This is a genomic window from Dyadobacter diqingensis, assembly GCF_024220585.1.
In the GTDB taxonomy this organism is placed as follows: domain Bacteria; phylum Bacteroidota; class Bacteroidia; order Cytophagales; family Spirosomataceae; genus Dyadobacter; species Dyadobacter diqingensis.
The window spans coordinates 825,628-847,351 of record NZ_JAMXKF010000002.1 but is presented as its reverse complement, the minus strand read 5'-3'; the positions used below and the strand labels follow the sequence as shown (position 1 = coordinate 847,351).

Genomic DNA, 21,724 nt, shown 5'->3' with positions numbered 1-21,724 from the left:
ACAGGTAACATCTTGTAATCTCCCGACGGGTATGTAAAAATATTGCATATACCAGACCGATTATCAAACGAATGCAGACGGTTCTACAACGCAATCTACTATGATCGTGGTAGGTTGGTACCAATTTGTAGTAGAAAAATACCATTTTTAGATGATTGCCATATCTTAAAAAACGAAAGACCTTTGGGTATAATTTAGTCATTACAGTCATGGAGACTTTTTATCGACATTCTCAAAAATGCAAGAGGCTTATGGCAGGGCTTTCAAACCATTAGGTATTTAATCAACGGGACAGAATTTTTCCACTGGTAATACGCAGATAGGATTGGAAGAAACAAAAGATTGCGGCCTACCCTTATATCCTCCTTATTATCACAATTTCACATCAGTAAATCATAGGATCCTCATAAGGCATTTTTCCAATTTTAAATAAATAACTACCTGTAATAAAGAGAATTGAATGCTAAAATTCTATCAAATAATTAACCAAAAAACTCATCGGATGAAAACTTTACTAAAAGTGTATTTATTGTTTGTGCTGATCGCATTAAGCTGTTGCACAACTATTGTTAACGCTCAAACGTGTGCTACCGTTGAGCGTTTTCAAACCACGACGTTTGCAAGACTTGTTTCCGGGCCTGGTGCCAATGTACCTATTGCGACTTACAGTCAAAGTGGATGGCAGGGCAGTGGCTCAGGCAACATTGATAGAGGGACTGATAATGTTTACTTTAGCGACAATACCAATACGCAAACATTTACACAGGCTGTAACAAATGTAAACCTGAAAGGTACGGGAGCAACATTCAGCATGAGTTTTGCTGCCTTTAATGGTAACTCACTTAGTTTTCCTTATGATGGAAACCAGTCCGATTTAAGAATTAGCTACGGCGGTGTTTTGTATGCAACAATATCCACTTCCAATGGCACTGCAACAACAGGCGCCGGTACTATAAGTTTTTCCAATGGAGCAGTAAACTCTGTTGATGGCTCAGCAGCATCTTATACTTATAATCTTACCCCAAATACTGGTGGCGGCGTGGTGGACGTCTCTCTTGTGGTCAAATTACCAGGCACTATTCCAAACTCGGGAAATTTTGCGGTATCATTTGTGCCAAATGCCAATACCGTAGATCCGAGAAGTTTTGCAGATGACTTTAATGTATATACTGCCTCATTATTATCCTGCCCGATAGTGTATTCGGGTATTGTTTTAAATGATGCGAATGGTTCATCAGATAATCTCGTAAACGGAACACCCATCAATACGGCAACGGTAAGTGGCTTGCAAGTGGCTTTGTACGATGGATCAGGCAACATTGTTCCCGGTACTACAACAAATTTAAATGCTGATGGTACGTATAATATTTCTTATATAGGAACCGGAACATATACAGTACGTTTGCTGAATAAACCCTCAACTTATGTTAATACCGGAGAGTCGTCCAATGGAACTGGTACTACCCCTGACGGCGCTGTTGATGGCATCGTAAGTTCATATACCATATTGAATGCCAATACAAATACTGATAAACCCAACGGCAATATTGGAATCGAGCAAACTCCGATCGCCGATGATAAGACCATAATAAATCTGCCAAATTCGACTTTCAGTTCAACACCGCCTTCCGGATTTCCTCTGGTGGCTGGTTATTCGGCTGCTCAAATGAATAATCCGGCGCTGCAGACATTGAGCGGCAGCGACGCCGAGGATTGTGCTGCAACGTCATCCTGCACCAGCGGATCCACCTTTATAGTCGAATCAATCAAAACGAGTAATACAAAACTGTACTATGATTTTCCCGGTATAGGTGTTCAGGAAGTTGTTCCGGGTACCGCTACTGGTACGATCACAGGTTTTGATCCCGCGAAAATGGTTATTTACGGTGCTATCGGATCTGGCGGTTCCGGTAATCCGTTCGGGTTTACCTATCAGTTGGTAGATGCTGCTGGTGTTGCTTCGGCCCCGGCTACCTATTCGGTGTCGTCGCAAACGCCCCTTCCGGTTGTGCTTACAAGCTTTGTTGCTAAAAAAGGAGAAGGCCTTACCGCCGCACTGGATTGGATCACTACCACCGAGAGCAACAGTAAAGAATTTGAAATACAGCATAGCATTGATGCGAAGAAGTGGAATGTAATTGGTACTGTCGACGCAAAAGGTGAAAGTAAAAAACGGGTCATTTACAGCTATACACACACTACACCCGTTGCAGGAGAAAATCTATACCGTCTGAAAATGATAGACCTGGATGGGACATTTGCTTACAGCAGGATTGAAAGCGTGAGCCTCGCGATGGCTTCATTGTTTCCTAATCCGGCGTCAGATAAAATAAAAGTCAGTCTGCAGGGAGCAGTTACGGGTGATGTAACGAAGATAAAACTGATTGGCCTGGATGGTACGGTTGTTTATACGGCGAACAAGCTGGAAGATGGTGAAATAGACGTTACAAACATTAGCCCCGGCGCCTACATATTAGCTATTTCGCTAAAAAACGGGACAATACGAAATTCGAAAATTGTGATTGTTAGATAAGTGAACTGGCGTTATGTGATATAATTATCCTTCTGGGAATTTTCAGGGGGATAATTTCTTTCTTTAGGTGTTTATAGCGGTGTAATTTAAATTTATAATTACCTCCGCATTTTTAAATTAATTCCTGGCTTTTGTGATAGAAATTCTCGTGATCCGAAATATCTATGCAATATTTTAGATGCCTGCTGTCTTAGATGTTATTGTTCTGATATTGAGTAGGGTAGTGATCATCATAGGCGAAACCGACTTCTTCGAAAACCGGTATAGAAAAACAACAATTCGAATATTTTTTAGGACGCGTCTCAATTATTTTTTACTTTGAGCTTTTTACTGTTTACCGTGCACGTGATTGAAAATGAGACCGAAATTTCTGAGTATTAGTGATGCTGTTATCGAAAAAATAAAATCCGGAGAGTTACAGCCGGGGGATAAGATACCGTCTGAAAATGAGCTTATTAGGTATTATGAAGTAAGTAACACCACAGCCCGGAAAAGCCTGCTCGACATTGAAAACAGAGGATGGGCGAAAAGAATAAAAGGGAAAGGAACCTTCGTTTTAAACCGCACCGTAGACCACAGACTAACGAGGACGCTGGGCTCGATTTATGCCACACGCCGTGGGTTTCATGAGAGTTTGCTGGCCGAAGGTTTCAAACCGCATAATCTGGTTTTGGAAAAGACGGTAATGGATGATGGTATTTCGTCTGAAATTGGTGGGAAACATTTTATTATTGAGGGGCCGGTATTGAAAATCCACCAGCTCCGTTATGCGGATGATGAAATTATCAAAGACGAAACAAAATACATTTCTCTAACATTATGCCCGAAAATCAACCGGATGCCGACGGAGATTTCGTATTTTAAAGTGTATGAAGATACCTACCATTTAAGAATCGACGAGGTCAAGCAAACGCTAAGTACGGAGATCGTCGAGCCGGATTCGGAATTGAATAATTTTGAACTGACAAAATCTACACCCATGTTTATTCTCGACAGCGTGGTGATCTGCAAGGATGAGAAAATTGTCGAAATGGAGCGTTCTTTTTATCGTGGTGACAAATATAAGTTCGCGATTATTGCCAGTCCTGATTACAATGATGTTCAATAAAAATAGGGTTTTATCGCTTCCACAATGATCATGTGCCCGTCTTTGTTGGGGTGATTTATTGAAGCCATATAACCGCTCACGTTGCCTTCCTTTACGATTTTCTTGAAAGGTGTGTAGGGATCCGCAAGGCCGGTTTTGTAATCTTTTGCAAGTGATTTTATCTGTTCTGAATAAGGGTCAAGCGGATTTGCCGGATCGCCAATGTCAATCCGTTGATCTGGCGTAGGCGTCAGCAGGATAACTTTTATGTTTTTAGCCTGTGCCGATTGTATCATCTTTTCCCAGGCCTCCTTCACTTTTTCAAGCGGAGAAAACCGGTCGTTTAAGGCATAGTCAATAAAGATCACATCCGGTTTATGGGTGAGGACATCCTGCTCAAAACGAGCCTGGCCGCGAATAGCGCCTTCGCCACCAATGGCGGTCACAATCACATTGATTACTGCGTATGGATACTTCTCTTTCAGTGTTTTCAAAAGCAAGTTTGGATAAGCTTCCAACGTGTGTACTTCGTGATTGTCGCCGTAACCGGACGGCACAGAATGACCGTGAAAAACAAGATTGATTGTCCGGTTTTTAGGCCAGACTGCATTTAATTCCTTTTTTACGTCGGAAAGATAATCCGCCGGGTCGGCGATCTGTGCATGAGCTTGTGTGTAAAAAACGGAGAGAATAAACAGGATCGTTTTGACGGTTATATTTTTCATATTTTGTGATTGTCTGGTTAAGGGTTTCTTGTGAGGTAATCTTTCGTACCGTTATTTCTTCAACCATTCAAAGATTTCGGTAGCATAAATCTCATGGCCTTTTTCATTGAAATGATTAATACTGGCCATGTAGCTGGTAACAAAACCGGGCTGTTTGACCAGCTTTTGAAAGATTGTAAATGGATCCGCAATACCCACATTATATTTTGTCGCAAGTGCCCTAACCTGTAAAGCATGTTGCTGATAGGGGTTGTCAGGACTATTTATGTCGATTCGCTGATCGACACCCGGTGTTACGAGAATAACTTTAACATTATTTTTTAAAGCCATTTCGATCATCTTTTCCCAGGCTTTTTTTGATTTTTCAAGCCCTGCCCCCGTATCGTTTCCGGTATAGTCAATCACGACAACATCGGGTTTGTGTGTCAATACCTCACTTTCGAAACGTGCAGCACCGGAAATAGCATTTTCGCCACCGATCGCGGTCACAATGATATTGATTACAGCCAAGGGATAAATCGCTTTCAGCTTTTTCAAAACCTGGTTTGGGTAAGCTTCCAGCGTATGCACCTCATGGTTGTTTCCAAAACCGGCCGGTCCGGAGTGACCATGAAATACCAGATTGATGTTACGGTTTTCAGGCCGTTCTTTTTGAAGCTCGGTTTTTATTGACGACAAGTAAGTCTTATCGAATGCCTTTTGCAGCTGACTGAACGCGTTAAAAACGGGGAGCACTGAAACAAACAAACTTAAAATCAGATTTCTCATCATCTTTTTTATTTACCAGGAAACGGTCAGATTTCCGGTTACGTTTTCAACAACAAAATGTTTTCCCAGTTTAGGATCACCTTTTTTAGCCGTTATCCTGCCGGTTTTCCATGGATAATCGGAATTGACATAAGCGTTGAAGTTTTCGGCCGTTACGTCGTCAGCAGCGTAAATTCGGACCGTTGCATTTTTAAGTCCCGAAATCTGATAACGTTTGGAGATATCCTTTTGACCGGAATGAAGCTCTTTGCAGGAAACAATGCCTTCGTTTTGTTCGATAAAAATCCGGCATTCCCGGTTCCAGGAAGTTGGGAGTTGATAAACGGAATTACTCACATCCAGTTTTGTCTCCAGGCCTAAAAGCAACGGAGCACCCTGAGGAAATTTGAAATGGTTGGTAATCGTGGTATTAGGATTGTAACCTGAAAATATAAAGGCATTGTTACTTCTTGAAATAGTCATCACCGGATTTTTTACCGACGGATTTTCTTTTTCAATCTGTGACGTAATGCCGAATTCACGCAGCGCGAATCGAAGCAGCAATGGACCGGTAAAGAGTTTGGAAGGATCGTCGGGATGCAGCAGTTTTCCGCCATTGAATTTACTGGAATTCGTGCCCCTCAGGTAAACCACCTTTCCTCCGTTCCATTCAGGAAGTTGTCTTTCCAGAGCCACCTCGCGTGACTGATCGGCTTGTTGCATCCGGGCCAGTATTTTTGTATGCTGGTCGCTGCTGTTGTTAATCTGTGTACTGATTCCTCCACCCGAAAAAAGTGCATTGTGTTGTATTTTATCCGGGTAAGGATTCGTGAGCAAATCGCCCTGATAGTTGGTTGAAATCTTAAATTCACCTTCCAGCGGTGTCCCATTTTTTATATTCAAAAGGTCAAGAAATGCTTTTCCTGCATGATCGGTCGGGCCGTAGACCATCAATTTTCCACCGTTTTTTACAAAATCAATAAGGGCTTGTTCCATATCCGAACCTGCATCCGGAGCAGTCGCGACAAGAATGGATTCGTTAAAAAAGGCCGGTTTATTTTTTATCACCTTCTGAAACGATCCTGTGGAAATGACGGTATTCAACGGAAATCCATTATTGATAGCCTGCCGGATCAGCCAGTCGCCGTAGTAAATTTCCGGTAAGCGGTCCTTGTAACGATATGCCCAGTCGTGGTATTCATCAAAAGGATAGACCCAAACCAGCGGCCCCGGGGCGGTTGGTGCATCATATCGTGCCTTGAGAATGTTGGGGGTTACCTCGTCCGGAACCTGCGTTGGCATGTTACCGTAAGCGTCATCAATACTCAAAAGACTTAAATGAGACGGCAGTTTCACCTCACCTTTATTATTGATTCTGGAAACCGACATAGGCAGGTAAATATCGTGCGGCTCTCTGCCATATCGATCCAGCCAGGGACTATTTAGCCACCAGGGATCATGCGTATAAAAGCGAAAAAGATAGTTTTCGCCCGGTAACTCGGCCATGCGCGACATGTAACCTACCATTTCCAATCCGAAATCTCCATCGAGCGCTGCCCACGGAGAATTAGGTGGAGGGAGCAGGTTTTTGTCCTTGTAAATGGCTTTCAAATTGACGCCGTCGCGTGCAAGATCGGCGCCGGTTGAAAGATTTGTTCCCCGGGTCTGGATCTGAATATCCGGACATTCTGCGCGGAAGTACTTCCAGAAGCCAGCGATTTTATCTTTGGTATCTTCCAGTTTGGCCTGGTCAAATCCTTTGCCGTTAAAGATGGCTCCCGTAGAAGACCACCCCTCGACTCCATAACCAAAACCATTGCTAAGCCAGATAAAATCAAAACCCATATCTTTCAAAAAGTGCTTGCTTTGCCTCCCGAGAAATGTGCCAAAAGGCGTGTTGGCCGGAATCCCTTTTGGAAAACCTGCGTATGCTTCCTTGTCTGCATTTAAAACCGAATAACAGCTTACCATGGTATTGTGCCCCATAGCACTTCCCCCCAGAATTTCGCGATGCTTTTTGTATTTGAAATCCGACTTGGCAAATTCAGGCCCGGGATCAAAAGTTTCTCCAATACGAATGGGTTTGCCTGTCACTTTGGCCCCCTCTTCTTTCAGGGTCTGAACTATAAATTTCAGATCGGCATAGGTGAATTTTGGCGGGTTATCCAGATATAAATACGCCCGCTCATGAATGGACAATTCCTTCGGGCCTGAATTGACTTCATGTTCTGTGTTGGGGTTTCCCATGTATCGCGCCCATTCCAGCGGCTGGCTTCCGGGCCCTTTGTATTCAAGAATTTCCGAGCCGTCACCAGTCCAAAGCATGACCGAAACCGTGTCGGCATGGCGCAGTAACGCATGCCATTGTACAAACATTTCCTTTGCCACTTCCCGGATATAGGCTTTATCGTTTTTCTTGAAAGGTTTGAGCGATGCTTCAAGTGTGATGTTGTTGAACGATTTGCCCTTCAAGGTGGAAAGAGCGTAAGGAGACTGGGCAATGGCTCGTCCGGTGACTCCGGCGAGCAGAAAACTTAATAGTGCTATTTTAAATTTCATAGGTAAAACGTGCTAATGTCAGTTTTTCATTGTGGTGTAAACAGCCACGCCACGCGCAGGGATGCGATCTGCCAGACGGGTGTTTATCTTTAATCTTTTGTCAAAAGGCAGCATTAGTTTATTTGCTGTATGCGTTATTTTTACGGGATCAAAAAGGTATCGGGCTACTGACTGATTTATTTGTTTTGTGAAGTTCAGCTGAAACTTCCTGTCGGTATGCGCTGCATTGACGACCATGAACGAAATTTCGTTTGCAGAAGGCTCGGTTGCAACCACATACAGGCTGTCGCTGCCTTTGGTTTTAAATGTTTTGGATCCGTTCCTGCCACCCAGATATTTGCTCATCAAACTGAATGCATACCACGACGGATAAGGATCTTTTGGGTTTGCTATACTGTCCTGTGGCGATTTTGTTAACCCCCAGCGTTGTACGCCTTTGTAAAAACTGTCTTTGTTGGTGACTCTGGAAGCCGGGTATTTTTGATCAAACAGGATCCACAGAAGAGAGGTCTGGGCACCGCTGTTGATAAAAGCTGCTACACATTGCGCCAGATAATTTCCGTAGTCTGCTTTAAAACGAACAGATTCATCGGGTTTGTTGGCACCATACTCATCGATCCAGAAAGGTTTGCCGGTTTGTTTTATTTTTTCTTTGCCTACTTCTGCAATCTGCTTCCAGCCCTCATATTCCAGCGGCGGGTTGGTATTGAACTGTTTGCCATTGTAACTGTGCCAGCTATAAATGTCAATGACATCGTTCAGGTTGTTCACGCTCCAACCTACGTAAGCGGCCGTATCTGTCGAGCCGCTGTTTGGCCCGACCAGTTTTACGGCAGACCGCAGATCTGATTTTCGTAATTCACTGTCAATCTGCGTGCAAACTTTATCATAATATTCTGGTTCTGTAAATCCATCGGGGATAACCCCGGAGCGGTAATTGAGCGGTTCTGTAAAAAGCACCAGGTATTTTATGTTGGTATATCCTCTGATTTTTATGAGTTGATAAAGCGATTCGCTGACCCAATTGGCATAACGTGCCGGATCTTTTTCAGGATCCGGCTTTGATTGATCCGCCGGAACCCTGGTGTTCATATAAGTGTCGCGTGTAAACCACCAACCGGCCTGAAGAGCCACATCAACCTTTAAGGCTTTCATTTTATCAAGCCACTGATAAAACGCCTTCATTCGCTCAGACTCCCAATCAAAATTATTATAAAGGCTGGCTCCGCAGGCCCAGTCGGGGCGATACCATGTTCTGGCAATTTTCAGATCCATCGCTGCAACTCTTGAAAACTCCAGGTCACGGTCCTGTGCAGTCATGGGTTTTACGTCGGGATCTTCCATGTAAGCAAACCCGTGATAAACACCGTTTACGCCCAGAAAATTATCTGACAGAATGGAATCAGTGTACACAAATAATTGTGCAGTGTTTTTCTCCAATACCTTTCTTTCAGTAAAACTGCTGTAAAAAACAGACGTCAGAATTAGCACTAAAATGGGTAATGGGCCGGATTTTTGTTTCATAGGATGGCGTGCCGGTTATTTTAGTAACCCGGATTCTGCTGCAATTTCGGTGCGTTATTGATCTCCGCTTGCGGGATCGGATAACGGTACATTCTTTCATTGAAAACGCGGGTTTCAACTGTAAAACGTTCGTAGGAATTGGTTGTACCTGTGTTAGCGATCCGCATCCCGGTTATAGCTTTTCCTAAATCAGTTTCTCCTGTTTTCCATCGCCTTACATCAAAAAAACGGTGCTCCTCAAAAGCGAGCTCGACGCGTCTTTCATTTCGGATACGCTGGCGCATCTGGTCTTTAGATAGTCCTTCGGGAAGATTGGCAATGCCTGCCCGTTTCCTGACCTGGTTGATCGCATCATAAACGCTGGCATCCGGACCAACAGCCTCATTCTGCGCTTCTGCATAATTCAGCAATGTTTCACCATAGCGGAAAATAACCCAGGGGCGACGTACGGTTGCATTGGTTGTCTGGTTCCAGCTGGCCGATTCGCTCAGAAATTTACGCATGTAATAACCCGTTTTGGTGGCATTCACACTCTTGCCGATCCCGTCTTTTCCGTCCACGGCCGTGCTCACCGCCGTGCCTTTAAAAAGCGCACCGTCATAAATAACTGATAACGCAAATCTTGGGTCCCGGTCTTTGTAGGGATCGGCTGGGTTGTAGCCGGAAGCAGGGTCGGTTATGAGTAGTCCGTTTTTCATTCCATAAGCGTCAACCAGCTCCTGGGTAGGATTGGTTAGTCCTAATGCTCCGTTGTAGCTGATCGGCGCATTATTTATTTCAATATCGTTCCGGAGCGTAGCTGCTGTGGCAAAAATGACCTCACTGTTATATGCAGCCGTCGTGAAATTGAAAATATTGGCATAACTCGCCAGGAGGCTGTGTGCTTTTGTATCCATCAGTTCCTTGGAAACGGCGGCTGCTTTTTGCCATAACGTGATATCGCCTGACGGGTTGTTCAGAGGACTCGCAGCGTAAAGTAAAGCTCTCGATTTAAGAGCCAATGCCGCCGCTTTTGTGGCGCGCCCCTTATCGCCGGCTCCATATTGTGTTACCGATAAAGGCAGGGTGGTCGAAGCAGAATCGCAGTCTTTAAGAATCTGGTTCAGTGTTTCCTGGGACGTGTTACGGGGAAGGTCCAGGTTGTCCGTAGTGGTAAACACGTGGTCTGCGATAATGATGCCGCCATACCTTTTCCATAGTTCAAAATGAAAAAATGCGCGCAGGAAGAATGCTTCTCCCCTCAGCCTGGGAATATCAGTCAGCGGGACAATATTCGCCCGATGACTATTCGCCAAAAATACGTTAACCTGCCGGATGCCATTGTAGTTGATGGCATAGTTATCGTCAAGTGTTCGGAGTGAGCTCCATGTGCCGTTATTGAAAATATTGACTGCCGAATTCAGGTTTGAGTTTACCGCTTCGTCGGAACCTGCCGCCAGCATGGCACCGTTGTAGCGGTTGTATCCGTCCTGCAAAAATGTATAACCCAAATTCAGTTGCCCGCGTGCGGCACTGTTGAGGTTCCAGTACTGATCTTCGGTTACCGGCCCGTCGTAATAGTCAAATTTAAGAAATTGGGATTCCTTGCAGGAGATCAGAAGCAAAGCAGGAACCAGAATGTTTAATAATCTTTTCATGATATGGAAGATTAGAGATCAGAATTTCAAATTGAGTCCGGCCGTCAGCGTGCGCACATAAGGATATGCGTTGTATCCTGAAAATGGCATTTCCGGATCTACGTTCAAACCTGTTTTGTTGAAATTGAGCAGATTAAATGCGTTGACATACACACGAAGGCTGCGGAGATTTAACTTTTGCATCAAATCAGCCGGCAGGGTGTAACCCAGCTCCACGGACTTTAACCTGAAATAATTTCCCGATCGCAGCCAGAAGTCAGAATCAGCAATATTGTTGCCCCGGTCAGAAATTCCAAGACGTGGATACGGTGCTGACGGGTTGTTAGCGGTCCAGGCCTCCGTGCTGAACTGGTTAATGTAACCGGTGTTGTTGGTACCAGCCATCACCAAAGTACGGATGTTAATGGTGCGGCCACTGACACCCTGACCAATCAGCGAAAAATCAACGGATTTGTATTTTCCTCCTAAATGTACGCCGTAATACGTGTTGGGCGTATCGTTATAATCAGTGGTTTTACGGTCATAATTATCGATGATGCCATCACCGTTGATATCTCTGTATTTGATGTCGCCTGGCTGTAATTTGGCGGCAAACCGTTGTACCGGACTTGCATCGATTTCCTGTTGGGTTTTAAAAAGTCCATCGGAAACCAGCATTAACTTTCCAAAATCGGTAACGCCGCCAATATTATGTCCCGCCTGTTTTTGATAATCAGCCAGTCCGGCAGATTCTGTAATGCGGAGTATTCTGTTTTTTGCATAGGTAAAATTACCGCCGAATGAGAGCGTAAACGCTCCGAATTTCTGAGTGAAATCAACCGAACCTTCAAACCCGCGCAGACGCGTTTCACCGCCGTTGATCCGGTAAGTTGCCAGTCCCAGAATGGAGGCATAGGTGGGGTTGGTCAGGATGTCTTTTCTGGACTCATTAAAGTAATTGGCATAAATGGAAAGGCTGTTTTTGAACAGTTTCGCATCCAAACCCAGGTCCGTTTTATACGCTGTTTCCCAGGTGATATCGGGATTGGGCAATGTACTTTCTGCGGCTCCTGCCTGGCCGGCGAAACTGGTTCCAAAAGGGTAACTTCCGGTTGCCGGATTGTACAGCGCAGCATAAGGGAATTTGTTAAGCTCTCCCGTCAGACTGTTTCCTGCTTTTCCGTAGGCACCTCTTAATTTCAGATAAGTCAGGATAGGAATGTTTTTCAGGAAATTTTCTTCTGAAATTACCCAACCTGCTGATACGGCCGGGAAAAATCCAAATTGCTTTCCGGGCCTGTAATTATCCGAGCCGGTATAACTAGCGACGAAATCTGCATAATACCGGTTATTGAAGGAATACGACGCCCGACCTGAAAACCCTTGTCTTTTGTCCTGCAAACGGGTTGGGTTGAACGTTACAGCCTGCTGGTAACGTGTTGTGACTTTGATCTGATGTTTTCCAAAACTACGGTCGTAATCCAGGCCAGTCCAAAGCTCGTTGGTGCGGATATTGTCAGCAAAGGTGGCAGCTACATAACCCAGTGGTGTTTGCGTGCCAAAGCGACTGAGTGTGCCGGTTGCAGAACGCTCGTAAACTTCGTATTCCTGGCTCCGGCCGCTAACGTAACGTCCCTGAATATCAAAGGTGTAAAATACATTCGCGCTTAATCCTTTTAACCAAAAATCCAGCTTGTGGGTTGCATTCAGTGTTCCCAAAAGTACCCGCGTTACCTCGCTGCGGTTTCCCTGGCTGTTCAGCTGTGCCAATGGGTTGCTTCTGAAAAGATTACTTCCCCCGTAGGACCCGTCTTCATTTTTCAAGGCAAAAGCATTGGCAGGCGTTCCAAAAACGGTGTTTAAAAATGTGGTGCTCGTACTGCCTGGTTCACGGCGGTCTTCAATGCGGCCGCCCATATCAAGTTGTACCGTCAAAAGCGGCGTAACCTGAATATCCAGGTTTGTCCGGAGGTTATACCGGCGGTACCCGACATTGGAATTAAAAAGCGGATTGTCGGTATGATTAAAAAGTCCGCTCTGATTGAAATAACTCAGGTTGGTAAAATACCGAACGGCCTTTGAACCTCCCGAAGCCGTCAGTACGTGGCGTTGTATAAGCGCATTATCTTTGAAAAAATCCCGCACAAAATTGTTATTCGGAAACTGATAAGGATCTGTCCCGCTTTTGTAGCCATCCAGTGCCTGCTGCGAGTACAGAGGATTAAAACCATCGTTTTTTAGAGCCTGGTTATACAGTGATGCAAAATTGTAGGAATCCAGCGGTTTGGCCAGGACGGTTGGTTGCTGTGTGCCGATCTGCATATCGTAGGTAAAACGGGTCTGCTCGGCGCTTCCTCTTTTGGTGGTGATTAACAGCACGCCATTGGCGGCACGGTTTCCATACCAGGCCAGCGAGGCCGCATCTTTTAAAACATTAATCGATTCGATTTCGCTTAAATCCATATCTGAAAAATCCCTGGCTACGCCATCCACCAAAACCAGCGGTACATTGGTACCGGCAAAAGAGGCCCGGTTACGGATGACGATCGTCGTTTCATCACGTCCCGGGAGTGTTCCGGTTTGCCAGACATTGAGTCCGGGTAGTTGTCCCGCAAAAAGATTCGTCAGCGAACTGGACGGAACTTGCGGTAACCTCGATGCTTTAAGCGTAGAAACAGCCCCGTTAATTTCTCTTCTTTTTCGTATGCCAAAAGGTATCGAAACGTCGTCCTGCATCCCGGCTTCCGGCATGGTTTTGTTTAACTGCAATTTGACAGCATCTCCATTGGCAACGGTATGGTAATAAGTCAGGTAGCCGGGTTTGGTAAAAATCAGCACGTCGCCCTTCACAGCCACGATTTTGAATTTTCCCTGCTCATCCGTTGTCGTCTCGATACCGGCCTCCTGAACCGAAATGTTTATGCCGGAAACAGGTTTTTTATCCATATCTTCAACCGTACCTGCCAGCTCGGCCGACGAAGTATTTTGTGCTTTCACCTGACCAATCAGCAGCGGAAGCAGGGTCAAAAGCCTGAAAAGTATATCAGAAAATTTCATAAGTTTTGAGATTTAGTGCTTTGATTACCATCCTGGGTTTTGAACCAGCTTTTTACTTTTCTGAACCTCATTTCTTGGAATGGGATAAAGATGCATATGCTCCTCGTATACGCGCTGGAAGGATTCAGCCAACGGAACTTTGGTATAGGTAAAACTGCCGTCGCCGTTTTTGACCACGTTCATTGCATACATTTTCTGGGCTACAAGTTCCTTGCCTTTTTTCCACCGCATGATATCATACCAGCGATTATCCTCAAAAGCAAGTTCAACGGCGCGTTCATTGTAAATTCTTGTACGCATCTGATCTTTTGTCAAACCCGTAGGAAGGTTGGGCATTCCTGCTCTTTTGCGAAGCTGGTTGATTGCGTCATACACGGTTGCATCGGCGCCAGCTGCCTCGTTTTGTGCTTCTGCATAATTAAGAAGGATTTCGCCGTAACGGAAAAAGATAAAATTGACAAAGGCAGTCTGGGTGCCGGGTGTCTGATAAACTTCCGGCCATAGTTTTTTCCCGTAATAACGGGTGGCGGTATAAGCTGAGCTGGTAGAGCTGTAATCCGCGCCGCCATCCCACATCTGCATTTTTCGTCCCTGCCAGGGCGCATCGTTGTAGAGAATGTTGGCATAAAAACGAGGATCCCGGTTTTTATACGGATCATTCGGGTTATAGCCGGACTGCGGATCCGTTATCGGCAATCCATTACTCATTTCATACAGATCGACGTGGTTCTGCGTGGGGTTGTAAGTACCGATCCTGCCACCAGATCCCGGAGACATGATCGCCTGAATAGCCCAGTTAAAACTGCGTGGCGGCTTGATTTTGATCAGGATATATTCATCGATGGTGCCGTTGCCTGAGGGCGAGACAATCTCATCATATTTTGGATGAAGCTTATACTGATTCATGTTCATGACCTCTTTGGCTGCGTCCGCAGCGGCTTTCCACTTCGCTACATCATTACCGGAATTGTGAAGCGGACTTGCCGCATAAAGCAGGGCGCGACTTTTCAAAGCCCGCGCCGCACCAATCGTTGGGCGGCCGTAATTTGCGGCATCCTGCTCCACCGGAAGAAGCGTTACAGCCTGCGCAATATCAGCCAGAATGAAATTGATACATTCTTCGTAGCTATTTCGGGGCAGGTCAATATCTTCAAAAGCGGTATAAGCTTTGTCAATAAGTACCACCCCTCCGAATCGTTTGATCAGCTCAAAATACATGAAAGCACGCAGGTAGTACATCTCGCCTTTGATTCCTTTCGGGTTTTGATCGGGTTTCCATTTCACTTCATCCATCCGTGCCAGCATTTTATTGACCACTCTGATACCCGCATAACAGCGGTCGTAGATACCGGAAATGTCATTAACGGCAAGCGTCGTAAAAGCCGAGTGGTCGTGGTATAAACCTTTGGCGAGTGTATACAGCATCGGATTGGTCACGTCAATACCAACGGCTTCATCGGATGCCTGTGCTACTCCGTTTCCTTCGTTGAAACGCAGATAATCGTCGGGCAAAAAACTGTATGCATTATCTGCAAACTGGGCAGCCATGACCGGATCTGCAAAAACCTTCTCTTCATTCAAGGCCACATCAGGTGCTACATTCAGGAATTTATCGTCGCAGCCAGAGAAAACAAACAGCATACCGGCCAGCAGGGGAATTGTATATTTTTTCATAGCAGTAGATTAGAAATCAAGGTTAATGCCAAGATTGTAAATGCGTGAAGTGGGGTAAACGTTGTAAGCTGCCTGAGGTGCCCGTCGCTGAAAATTCTCAGGATCGCGGTATAAAACTTTTGTCCAGGTCACCAGATTTTGTCCGGAAAGGAAAACCCGGATTCCATTCAGACCAACTTTTTTTGCAAATTTTGCCGGGATCTGATACGCAAGTTGTGCGTTACGGATTTTCAGGTATTTCGCGTTGGTAAGCAGAAAATCATTGGTGGCATAACTCATGAAATTACCCCCAACGGCCGGCTGTAAAGATGGCCAGGTTGCATTTTTTGCATTTTCAGGCGTCCAGCGACCCAGCATATTTTCATACATCTGGTTGCTGCTCAGGTTTCGCTGGTCAAACTGGATATCCGAGCTGACATGGCCAACGCCCTGAAACATTACGGAAAAGGAAAGACCATTGTAGCTGATGTTCGGCTCGAAACTGTATGCGTATTCGGGAACATTTGAATAACCGATCGGTGTGATGTCATCCGTTGAAATTACCCCGTCCTTATTAATATCCTTGAATTTAAGATCACCGGGAATCGGCTTTCCGAGAAGATTGGGAAGATACGCATTGATATCATCCTGCGACTGATAGAATCCGTCGGTCACGTATCCCCTGTACTGGCCGATCTGATAGCCGGCTGATTTTTGATAGGCAGGTCGTCCGACAGGCTCGTCCAGGTTAATGATTTTGTTACGGGCGAAACTCAGTTGCGCGTTGAAACCATATTTCCAGTTTCCTGCCCGGCGCTGATGGCGGAGTTCGATTTCGTAACCACGGTTATGTACTTCTCCGTAATTGACACTCGGATAAGCCTCTCCGTACGTGGTCAGACCGGATTGTCTGTTTAGGAGGATGTTCGTCCGTTTTTCGTCAAATAGATCCAGATTCAAAGAAAACATATCATTGAAAAAACTACTTTCAAAACCGATGTTTCTTTTGGTGGAAGTTTCCCAGGTGATGTCCGGGTTTCCTATGCGCGAATGGGTGATAACGGGATAAGTGCTGATTGCCGTTGGAAGGCCAAACTGTGCGGCTGTATTTGGTTTTGCAGTAAGGGGCAGGTTTGAACCGCCGGGATATAAAGCCGACGTCCGGGTGTACTCGTCCAGGTATAAAAACCGGTTACCACCAATTTTGTCAAATCCAATCCTGCCGTACGATCCTCTGATTTTCAGATAACTCAGCCAGCCGACGTTTTCCATGAAAGTCTCTTTGCTGACCGTCCATCCGGCAGAAACAGCCGGAAAAAAACCATAACGTTTCCCGGAAGCGAAGTTTTCTGATCCGTTATAGGCGCCGTTGAACTCAGCGAAATACCGGTCTTTGAAACTATAAGTAACCCTGCCGACAACACCCTGCGAAGCATATGCAGGCTGCGCGCCGATCACACGTCTTGCCTGACGTTGGAACAGTCCAAGTCCGGTGACCGTATGTGGTCCAAAACTCCTGTTGTAATTCAGGCTGCTTTGTAAATTGTAGCTGATCGTCCCGTCATAAGTAGCCGCGATCGGCCCCAAAGGTGTGTCCGCATCACTGAATGAGCTGTTTCCTTTTACAATTGCATCGGTCTGTTTATTGATATAATATGCGGTGAAAGTTCCCGCTTGTCTTCGGTTGGCAATAAAATAAGCATCGTAGGCATACTGTGTTTTAAATGATAAACCTTTTAAAAGTTTATGCAGATCATAGTTCAGCGCGAGGGTGCTTTCTATCGAATTATTTTGTTGAATGTAATAACCCGACCGACTGATCCAGCCTAATGGATTGGTCAGATTTACACCTGCATTCGGATTTTCCATAAATCTTCCGTCGGGAAGTGTGGGCATATAGGCATACGCAGGTATCCCGTTAATTCTGGAAAGCAGATACTCAATTTCTGCATTGGCATAGAAGGCGGCCGCTGCGGGCGCGTAACGTTCTTCCAGTCTACCACCCAGTTTTACAGAAACTGTAAGGTCTTTACTTAAATTCAGGTCAATATTAGAACGGAAATTATAGCGGTCATATTTGGGTGTTGTAGAATAACCGTATGGATTATCGAATTTTTTCAAGATCCCGTCTTCAAAAAGATAACCCACCGACACAAAATATTTGGCGATCTTGGTTCCACCAGAAACATTCAGATTGTGCTGAGTCTGTGGATACTGTTTTCTCATTACAAAATCAAACCAGTTGAAATCCGGATATTTATACGGATCAGAGTGATCCTGAAATTTTTGCAGTTCTAAATCGGTGAATGCGGGCGCTTTACCGACATTTTTGTTCGCCTCATTCAAAAGACTCGCGCTGGTAAATGCATTCAGAATTTTGGGTAAGGCGGTGTAAGACTGCATGGCCACATTCCCCGTATAACTAATGCGCGGTTTTCCCTCCTTACCGATTTTCGTCGTAATCAAAATAACGCCGTTCCCTCCCTTGATACCAAACAAAGCGGTTGCGGAAGCATCTTTTAACACGGAAATGTTTTCAATTTCATTCGGATCAATATCACCAAATGATTGCCTTTCAGCGCCGTCGACAATGATCAAAGGTGAAGCATCGCCGGTTGTAGCACGGCCCCTGATGAAAATGTCGGCCTGGTTATCTCCCGGTTTTCCGCTTCGCTGCACCACAAAAACACCTGGCATACGGCCCGTTAGGCTATTACTGACGTTACTTGTGGGCGCCTTGATGATGTCATCAGATTTTACCGTTGTGACAGCACCTGTAAGTGTTGATTTTTTCTGGGTACCATATCCCACAACCACGACGTCCTGCAATTGTTGCTGGTCTGCTTTGAGTGCGATATCAATCACGGAGCGGTTATCAATTTTGATTTCCTGAGGAATGTAGCCGATAAAGCTGACAACGATGCTATTACCTTTCGAGACGGTAAGTTTATAATTCCCATTTGCATCCGACGACGTACCGTTAGTGGTACCTTTCTCTGCAATGGTGGCGCCAATAAGGGCTGATTTTTCTGTTTCCCCGGTAATTTTTCCAGTAATTGTCAGTTTCTGGCTCGTCTGAGCGTGCAGATCCCGGACACTCAGCAGAACAAGGAACATCAGTCCCATCATCCATGGCGGCCGCACTTGGAGTAAAATTTGTTTCATTGAAAATTGAAATTTAGGGTTAATCCTGAGATTTTACGCTAAGCAGAAAGAGGGGAAAAGATGACTTTCGCCCCCTTTTTGCCGAATTTTACGCTTTACTGTCGATGATTACTGCTTCAAGATTCAAATAATTAGCAATTTTTTTGATGGTTTCTGCGTGGTGGCCTACACCCAGGGCAAAATGGTGGGTAGGGCCTTCTTTCATCCATCTTTGCAAAAAAGTTCTGACATCAGGTTTGAAAAAACCGCGGGTATTTGTGTTTCCCGTAGGAGGAATCGGTCCTTCGACGGACTGTCCTTCGGCGATCACAAATTTAAATTTTCCGTCAAAAGTAGAGTTGATACTCAGCATCGTAATCGGGCCTTCCTTGATCTTAAATTCAACACCAGCACCGAATCCAGGTTTTCCGTGGTATTTAAGCAGACTTCTTAATATAGGTTTCCCTTCCGCAATGGCCACATTATGCGGCCCGTCGTGGCCAACCAATACGAAGCCTTCTTTAAAATCTACGGGATGGAATTCGGCAAAGCTACCGCCTATACCTAAACGTTCCATGATCAGCATTGCAAAACAGGTTTTAAGATCGGATTCTCCACACATGGGAAAACCTGCACCGGTTAAAAGAGAATTGCCAACGATCAGGTTTGACATAACGGTCCGGGTCTCACTGTTTTCCGGACCTTCGTAGTAATATGCCAGTCCGTCGAGTTGTTTGGCTTCAATAAACTTTTCCAACGCAACTGTGACCCTGGCGGCAGTTTCAAGATCAGAATCCTGTAACTTTTTAGAAATTGGATCTGAAACGGGATCAGGCGTATCGAAAAAATCCAGAATTCTGTCTTTTACCGGATCAATCTGATCGCTAACAGCACTTTGATAAAAGGAAACGATTTCATGCGCCTCACACTGAACGATATGTGCTCCAAAATGCGCCGTCAGCATGGTTGAATCCGAGTGCATATCCAGCATAGCCTCTATGGGGTGGCCGATATGACCAATCCTGGACGTTTTCAAATCATGTAAAACGGCAGCGATCCTGCAATATTCTTCGATTTGCGCGTCAGCGGTCGGGTCATCATGTAATGTTCCAATGATCATGTCAGGCACCTTTTTCCCCATTCGGGCAGCGACACCCGCAAATTCGGGCAGCGAGCAAATATCATCGTTATAAAGCTGCATGTAGGTGGAAGCCTGTGAATAATCCATGGCTTTGTCCGGCTGCAACGCCACCAGTACTATCGGAATATTCATATTTCTGATCACAACCCCGAAGGTGTTGGATGTGGCATAGGTCAGCATGTCGCAAAAGATCAGATCCAGATTTGCTGCATTTAACTGTGGCACGAGCTCATAGGCTTTCTGAACATTGTCAACCAGCCCGAAATCAATTACTTCGGCATAGGATCCGCTTTGGATTCTTTCGATAAAAACAGCCTGTTTGGCAAGCATATCATCAAGCAAACCGTCAAACTGACTCCAATACTTATAATAACCAACCCCAAAAACGCCAATTCGCGGTCGTGTAGGATTACGTTTTTCAATAATAGGAGCCGTGGCGGTGTCTTTGTCAGCGGACGGGGAATTTCCCATAAAAGATTAAATTATGTTTGTAATAAATATCTTAACGCACTAAGTAAAATAAGGTAAAATTTTTTATCTGTCGCAATCCGAATCAGGCAGTTTCGGGTTGTAAAATATCTTTTTTCTCGCTGAACAGCGGTTGTATTTTTGGTATAAATAAAACAAAAATCACAAAAGCCAAAGGATATAAAATGCCCGATGCAAGCCACATAGGTTTGTAAGAATAATGTTGTACGATGTTGCCAATCAGAGGGTTAAGTATTAAGCTTGATATCGCTCCCGCCGTCCCGGAAAGTCCTACCACTGTGGAAGTTGCGCGCTGTCCGAACACATCGGATATGCTCGTAATGTAGTTGGTGATCCAGCATCCATGAGCAAACATGTAAAGCGCCATCAGGGCAAGTGATGCTTCAATGGTGGAAACATATTCAGCAAAAGGAACCACCAAAGTTAATGCTGCGGCAATACCCATGACCGTTTTTCTGGCTTTGTTGATGGTGAAATTCGATTTGATTAGTTTATCGGAGAATAAACCTCCTAAAATGTTTGATATACCAAGGGCCAGAAAGGGAATCCAAAGCAGATTTCCGATTTCCTGATATGAGACATGGCGTACTTCGCTAAGATATTTTGGAATCCAGAACATCATAAAATACATGACCGGGTCCAGAAGAAATCGGATCGTGATAAACACCCAGGATTGCCGGAAAGAAAGTATGGTAAGAAATGAAACCGGCTTCTGGCTTTCTGGTTTTACATCATTTGAAACAACTGGTTTCCAACGAATTAAAAGCCAGATGACAACCCAGGCAATCCCGGCAATACCGGGAATAACAAAACCTGCTCTCCATCCGTAAAAATTTGATATCCAGATTGTTAATGGCGGAGCTATGACAGCCCCAATGGCAGATCCACCGATAGCAATGCCGTTTGCCAGCCCTCTTTCTTTTTTATCAAACCAGTCGAACACCGTTTTGGCGGCTCCGGGAAAACAGGCGCCTTCTCCCATTCCCAGGAAAAATCGGAAAGTAAGAAGCTGAGGCAGACTATTCATAAATCCATGAAAAATATTGGCAACCGACCATACACCCACGGCTACGGCTAATCCTTTTTTCGCCCCGACTTTATCGATAAGCCAGCCGCCAAGCGTAAACATTATTGCATAACTTAATAGAAAACTCGTATTAACCCATCCATATTCAACGTCACTGAAATGAAACTCTTTCTGTATTTTGATAATGGCAATCGATAAGACCTGGCGGTCCAGAAAGCTCAGACCGGTAGCCAGAAACACCATGAAAACAACAAACCAGCGGATAGAGTATTTTTTCATATAACTTAACGCACTAACTAATTTTATTTCAAAAATAAAACCATAAAATACCAAATGCAAGTATTTGTATTAAATTATTGAAAATTAATATTAAATCGTGTTTGTTCCGTATGGCTTCGCATCAAATGTAACAACTATCGATG

At 44.9% G+C, this 21,724-nt stretch carries 12 protein-coding genes; 2 read left to right on the top strand and 10 right to left on the bottom strand.

From position 1 onward, the window contains the following. Nucleotides 1-502 precede the first annotated feature (502 nt). Nucleotides 503-2,533 (top strand): T9SS type A sorting domain-containing protein, encoded by a 2,031-nt coding sequence (locus tag M1L62_RS08925; RefSeq protein WP_254412691.1) that lies wholly within the window; start codon nucleotides 503-505, stop codon nucleotides 2,531-2,533. A 355-nt stretch (nucleotides 2,534-2,888) separates the two neighbouring features. Then, nucleotides 2,889-3,641, top strand: coding sequence for a GntR family transcriptional regulator (locus tag M1L62_RS08920; RefSeq protein WP_254412690.1), 753 nt, complete (start codon nucleotides 2,889-2,891; stop codon nucleotides 3,639-3,641). Here the strand turns inward: M1L62_RS08920 and M1L62_RS08915 are convergent. The 10 genes from M1L62_RS08915 to M1L62_RS08870 all read right to left on the bottom strand — a co-directional run bounded on the left by M1L62_RS08915 (nucleotide 3,635) and on the right by M1L62_RS08870 (nucleotide 21,581). After that, the gene (locus M1L62_RS08915; RefSeq protein ID WP_254412689.1) at nucleotides 3,635-4,345 is read right to left on the bottom strand and encodes an SGNH/GDSL hydrolase family protein; all 711 of its coding nucleotides are present in this window, start codon (nucleotides 4,343-4,345) and stop codon (nucleotides 3,635-3,637) included. The genes M1L62_RS08920 and M1L62_RS08915 overlap by 7 nt on opposite strands. Before the next feature lie 51 nt (nucleotides 4,346-4,396). Beyond that, the gene (locus M1L62_RS08910; RefSeq protein WP_254412688.1) at nucleotides 4,397-5,116 is read right to left on the bottom strand and encodes an SGNH/GDSL hydrolase family protein; all 720 of its coding nucleotides are present in this window, start codon (nucleotides 5,114-5,116) and stop codon (nucleotides 4,397-4,399) included. Between the two features lie 9 nt (nucleotides 5,117-5,125). After that, nucleotides 5,126-7,651, bottom strand: a complete 2,526-nt coding sequence (locus tag M1L62_RS08905; RefSeq protein ID WP_254412687.1) for a hypothetical protein — start codon at nucleotides 7,649-7,651, stop codon at nucleotides 5,126-5,128. Between the two features lie 18 nt (nucleotides 7,652-7,669). Beyond that, complete coding sequence (locus M1L62_RS08900) at nucleotides 7,670-9,175, bottom strand: glycoside hydrolase 5 family protein (protein WP_254412686.1); 1,506 nt, start codon at nucleotides 9,173-9,175, stop codon at nucleotides 7,670-7,672. Nucleotides 9,176-9,195: 20 nt separating this feature from the next. After that, nucleotides 9,196-10,812 carry a RagB/SusD family nutrient uptake outer membrane protein gene (locus tag M1L62_RS08895; RefSeq protein WP_254412685.1) on the bottom strand — a complete coding sequence of 539 codons (1,617 nt, stop codon included), beginning with the start codon at nucleotides 10,810-10,812 and terminating at the stop codon, nucleotides 9,196-9,198. An 18-nt stretch (nucleotides 10,813-10,830) separates the two neighbouring features. Further along, entirely contained in the window at nucleotides 10,831-13,848 is a 3,018-nt protein-coding gene (locus M1L62_RS08890; RefSeq protein ID WP_254412684.1) for a SusC/RagA family TonB-linked outer membrane protein, read from the bottom strand. Nucleotides 13,849-13,872: 24 nt separating this feature from the next. Next, nucleotides 13,873-15,522 carry a RagB/SusD family nutrient uptake outer membrane protein gene (locus tag M1L62_RS08885; protein WP_254412683.1) on the bottom strand — a complete coding sequence of 550 codons (1,650 nt, stop codon included), beginning with the start codon at nucleotides 15,520-15,522 and terminating at the stop codon, nucleotides 13,873-13,875. Nucleotides 15,523-15,531: 9 nt separating this feature from the next. Continuing rightward, nucleotides 15,532-18,666 (bottom strand): SusC/RagA family TonB-linked outer membrane protein, encoded by a 3,135-nt coding sequence (locus M1L62_RS08880; protein WP_254412682.1) that lies wholly within the window; start codon nucleotides 18,664-18,666, stop codon nucleotides 15,532-15,534. Between the two features lie 88 nt (nucleotides 18,667-18,754). After that, nucleotides 18,755-20,257, bottom strand: a complete 1,503-nt coding sequence (locus M1L62_RS08875; protein ID WP_254412681.1) for an L-fucose/L-arabinose isomerase family protein — start codon at nucleotides 20,255-20,257, stop codon at nucleotides 18,755-18,757. 82 nt (nucleotides 20,258-20,339) lie between these two features. Next, on the bottom strand, nucleotides 20,340-21,581 hold the full coding sequence (locus M1L62_RS08870; protein ID WP_254412680.1) for an MFS transporter: 1,242 nt from the start codon (nucleotides 21,579-21,581) through the stop codon (nucleotides 20,340-20,342). Nucleotides 21,582-21,724: the final 143 nt, after the last annotated feature.